This is a genomic window from Kistimonas scapharcae, assembly GCF_039540975.1.
GTDB classification, from domain to species: Bacteria; Pseudomonadota; Gammaproteobacteria; order Pseudomonadales; family Endozoicomonadaceae; genus Kistimonas; species Kistimonas scapharcae.
Genome location: NZ_BAABFL010000321.1, coordinates 1 through 4,865 on the forward strand (window position 1 = coordinate 1; position 4,865 = coordinate 4,865).

The 4,865-nt window shown below is 44.0% G+C and carries 3 protein-coding genes; 2 read left to right on the plus strand and 1 reads right to left on the minus strand.

The window, feature by feature from the left end:
• Nucleotides 1–1,404: 1,404 nt before the first annotated feature.
• Nucleotides 1,405–2,472 (minus strand): IS4 family transposase, encoded by a 1,068-nt coding sequence (locus tag ABD892_RS11695; protein ID WP_345195853.1) that lies wholly within the window; start codon nucleotides 2,470–2,472, stop codon nucleotides 1,405–1,407.
• A 52-nt stretch (nucleotides 2,473–2,524) separates the two neighbouring features.
• Here ABD892_RS11695 and ABD892_RS11700 point away from each other — a divergent pair, with 52 nt between their 5' ends.
• A complete protein-coding gene (locus tag ABD892_RS11700; protein ID WP_345195854.1) occupies nucleotides 2,525–3,169 on the plus strand; it encodes a hypothetical protein in 645 nt (214 codons plus the stop codon).
• A 233-nt stretch (nucleotides 3,170–3,402) separates the two neighbouring features.
• Complete coding sequence (locus ABD892_RS11705) at nucleotides 3,403–4,815, plus strand: hypothetical protein (protein WP_345195856.1); 1,413 nt, start codon at nucleotides 3,403–3,405, stop codon at nucleotides 4,813–4,815.
• Nucleotides 4,816–4,865 lie beyond the last annotated feature (50 nt).

Consider the following 4,865-nt stretch of genomic DNA (forward strand, 5'->3'; position numbering starts at 1 on the left):
AAATCAGGCTCGCCAATACGTAAGGTGACGGGGGTGTTCAAGTAGACCAGAATCGGTGTTCAAGTAAACCAGAATATGCAGATGACAATAAAAATCGCTTTTACAGCGCATTAAAAGATATATCTGAAGCACTTTATGGGGCGAATGAGTGCGATAGTTATGGCATCGATCGGATACAGAAATATCGCTCCGGTATTCAGGTTGAGAAGTTATTCCATGACTTTGTTGAATGTTGTATTGATCTGATTGGCTGCCATGCCATCGTGATGCCCATTGATGATGTGGATATGGGGCTGGATAAGGCGTTTGATGTGCTTGATGTTGTTCGGCGACTGCTTAGCTGCCCGTATATTATTCCTCTGGTTAGTGGTGATATCGGTTTATATGAACATATTACTAACCTTCACTTTGAAGCAAAAACATTCCCCGGTGATAAGAAAAGTTCTCTTCAGTCCAAGGGTGTTGTTTTAGCGGAACGTCTAACGGATTCGTATTTAACCAAAATATTGCCAGCGCACTTACGCTTGCCCCTTAAGCCTGTTGATGAGTTATTACCTAATATTAAAATCGACGAATGCTCAGGCGGTGAGTTATGTAGCTTCTTCGATTACCAAAAACTGATAGAAACACAATTTTCTGCATGGGGTAATGGTCAGGAGAAAAGTACTCATTGGCCCAAACCTGATAATTCCCGCGAGTTGGTGCAGCTGGTAAGCTCATTACCCCCATCAATGTTAAAAGTTACCGATGTTGGGAACACGTTCAAAAAACAGGAATTATGGCGTATCTATCAGCGGTGGGCTGAGCAGCAGCATGATGGTGTTGCCTACAGTAATGCCTACACAGTCTTGCAGCTTGCTCGATTAAATGGCACAGGCAAAGAACTCGACTTCAGTAAATTACTGGCATTCAGCCCCGTTTTGCAGTCTGAACACTCTTTTGACAAAAAATCGAAGGATTTTCTTCAAGAGCAAATATCTCTTTTGGCGGTATTCCCTAATAAAAGTTCAGGTAAGCCAAGATCCGATATTGAGGCAAACAAAAGCTTTTTAAGGGGCTGCTTTGGTGAAAATGCGAGGGTCATGCGTAGCATGCCTCCGCTGGAGTTTTATACCAGCAGCATGTCGGTGCAGAGTAAACATAAGGATGTCGATCCTCTGTTCAGGTCACTGTATACCCATAAGGATTACTATGGCATCCAGGATAATCAGATTGCCAAGGTCTTCTTCAGTCGCGCATTCGAGATACTGGCTACCTCATTGTTAGTGCTTTCTAATGAAATTGAACTGACAACAGAAGATGAGTGGCGAAGCTATCTTTCAGCACTGGAAAAAAGGACTCCTTTTTACAGCATACATGCTATTAATCCCTCAAAGGCAATGGAAAATGAGTTAGATGAAGATGCTATGTACGGGACAAAACATCCAGCAGTCCCAAGAAACCAATTTGATCATTCTTTGAGCATGTGTTTTTTAAAACTCGCCGCAACAAGTCCAACCCCAGTCGGAAAAGACTTTTTGCTGGCCTGCCGTGTTTATTAAGCGGTAGCATTTCTGCTTCACCATAACGCCAGTGTCCGACTATCAGACACCAGGCAAATGCCAACGCCAGAATACCCATCAGCTTGTCCATCCGTTCCGGATCGGTCATGTGGGTTGATTCCAGATCGAATCCACGGCTTTTCAGGCAGCCAAAGAGGGTTTCAATCGCCCATCGCCTGTAATAATCCGTAATCATGCTTTCCGGCTTCCGGGTAGCCACGACAATCAGAAGCCCTTTCTCTGATCGCCTCGCAGCGATAAATAAAGCGACACCGGATACCTTGCGCTTGCTATGCCAGGTAATCGTCTGGTTCAACTTGATATTGCGAAAGAGATGACGGGCCGGGATATCCTTCCCATGGCGACCCAATACAGAAATATTACCGCGAATACGCAGTCGGCAAAGGATTCCCTGTTTATCCAGCCACTCAAACCACTCGCGGCCGATGAACTCGCGATCAGCAAGGAGACCATCGATTCGTTCTGCAGGTATCAGCTTGAGCACCCTCTCCATAATAGCGATACGCTCTTTTGCGCTTGAGTTTCCGCCATATTTAGTCAGACAGATCCAGGCAACTGGAATAGAGGCGCCTTGCCAGGCAACTGAAACGACAAGGTAGTTAATGTGTTGGGAGCCATACTGCCAGTTGGTTCTGTCCATGCACAGGGTGTAGCGATCAAGCGCAAGCCAGTGAAGAATCAGTTTTCCCAACTGTTCATAGCAGTATGTATATCCGGCAAAAAACCGTTTAATTCGTCGGTAGCAGGACTCAGTCTCGGCCTTCGACTGGAACTCCTCAGCGACACGGTACAGGTTCGTCGAGCGCCCCCTCAACAGAGACAGGATAAACTGGGCGAGAAAAATAATTCGGGCCTGATGCCAGGGGAGATGAACCTTAAGCTCTCTGGCCAGTGAGCTGACTTCTTCCATGTACGACACAGTAACTGTACGGAGATGCGAGACCCTGTAGATTACTGTGTAAGTGAGTCAACTCATACCCTCAAATCCTTTGCTGTATCGGGCCTTTAGAGTTTTTGTCCCGTACATAGATGAAGATGTTGAAGACAATAGTTCACATCGTTCATTACCTGGCTTGGCTTCACTATCGTCTCAATTTGTTGAATGGGTTTCACAGTATAAACAGCAGATCAAGTCTGCCCCTGGAAGTATGGTTCCACTGATTTTTGCAGTTTTCAACAAAGTGTTTACTCAATTGAATCTATTGAGGAAAGAGCAGATCGATAAGGAAGAACATATTGCTTTTCGTGCCCGTCGGTTTGAATACATGGTTGTCAATGCCTTTGCCTTTTTCTTACGGCCTGAGTCACGAATGGTTGCAGCCAATCTGGCGATTACAACACAAAGTAAAACCATTGGTAGTTTTTCAAACTTTAAAAATGAAAGTAGCACTTTTAAACGAAATGTTGTCGAGTGGCAATACGTTGATATAGATAATCCAGATTATCCTACTGAAGCTACTCATGAGGCTGTGTTGGTTAATGCTATCTGGCGCCATCCGATATTTATGCTGAATAATCTTAAAGAAGATTTCAATTTTGAACCCATTATCGTAAAAGGTGCGAAGACTTCAACAAAGAAAAAGGATGAAGCCACTGTCAAAAAATAATTGAGTCAGGAGCTTGAAGATACTTTTAAGGAAATATCTTTAGCTCTTTCCGGGAATGTTAAAGCTTCAACAGTTGGTGACTGGATATCCACTCATTATGAACTTGCTTGGAACTACCTTTCGCGGATAGATGATGTAATGAAAAGAGATGGAATAACGTCGGCAGACCTTGGCAGTTCAAGAACCCATAAAGGCATCATTTATAATGCACTTCAAAATATTAGGCGGTAGAAATGCTCAGGCCTGATATCAATTATCTACCGGCCATTGCCATGCTGGGGTCGGATCGTATGCTTGCTTGCTCCCTTGATCGAATTAATGGTCGGTTGATCAAACCCGAGGACGAAAACCAGCGCCTGCTGTTGGCATTGCATGATTACTCTCACAGTACAGGCACTCTGATTCGGGACACTGATGCCGAATTGATGTTTAAGCAATGGTCAGAACATGGAGCGCTTAGTGTAAATCATTGTCTGGGAAAGCTTGCCGGTGAGTTTCTGGACTGGAAAGGTGACCGGTTCGAAGTGTATCCGGGGAAGCTCAAGGACTGGCAGGCACTCTGTTCATTGCTTGACCCATCATGGATTATTGGCTGGTCGTACCAGCAATTTTTAGTTACTGGGGTTTTGTCTGAAGAGACTGTTTGTACGCTCTTAGATAGCCAGTGTCCAATAGCGCTTCCCAAGAGCATGGCAGAAAAATATGCTGATAATCATATTCATCTGGGAGGGCATGGTAGCGCGAATCTGGCATTGTGTGACTTTGCTTTGTATGGGGCTGAATTAAAGGGTAATTTCCATTGGCCCAGACGGGCGGAATACTATGAGTTTGAGAGTGGTTTGAGAGACAAGCAGCATATTCCTAAACTCATGAATCTATTAGTCTGCCAGTTAGTCAATAAGATCTGGGACAATACCGAAAAAGCAGATTTTGCGCCCGTTGACTGGGTTGGGTTGGACATTTTGCATTTTCAGCTTGCGCTGCCCTGCTATGGGGATCTACCTATTGATACTCCTGCAAGGTTTCTTGTTTGTAATGCATACGATGGTGACCGAACGGCGATTGCACGGTGGTTAATGTTGATTACTGGGTTTTTGCACCAGTTTTCCACTGAAGAGTGTTTGCAGCTTAGAGCTTGTATTCAGATCAGTAATATTCTTAGAAATTACATGATTGTTGCGGGTGTCGGCCTGACTCAATTTGTTCAGTATTTTCAGTTTAAAGGCCGAAAGGTTCATAACAATCAAAATAACTTACAGTATCAGCCAAATGCCTTCGTATTTGATATGAGGCAGCAAACGTATCGTCAGTATCGAGTTTCTCCAGATCTGATAGCGGGGTATTCTAAAAGTAAGCCATCAGAATCAGGCAGGTATAAATTAGAGCGGTCTGTTTTTGAAAAATTTGCCAATGATCTGGATAGTCATCGCTTCCATGAGAATACTCATTTTGTTTGTCACTTCACCCGTAATGGTGATAGGGAAAACAAAGAACAGTATTCATTACGAAAGAAACTTCATGCTCAGGTACGTAAGCTTCAGGAGTTTCAGAACTCAAATCATTGTTCTGATGTTAGCTCCAGACATGATGTAGAAAAACGATATGATTTGCGCAAAATGGGTAAGTACTCAAAAACCGGTACATAAGGCGATTTCACGTTCTGCCGCCTAAGCTCATCCCCATGTTCCCATTACCG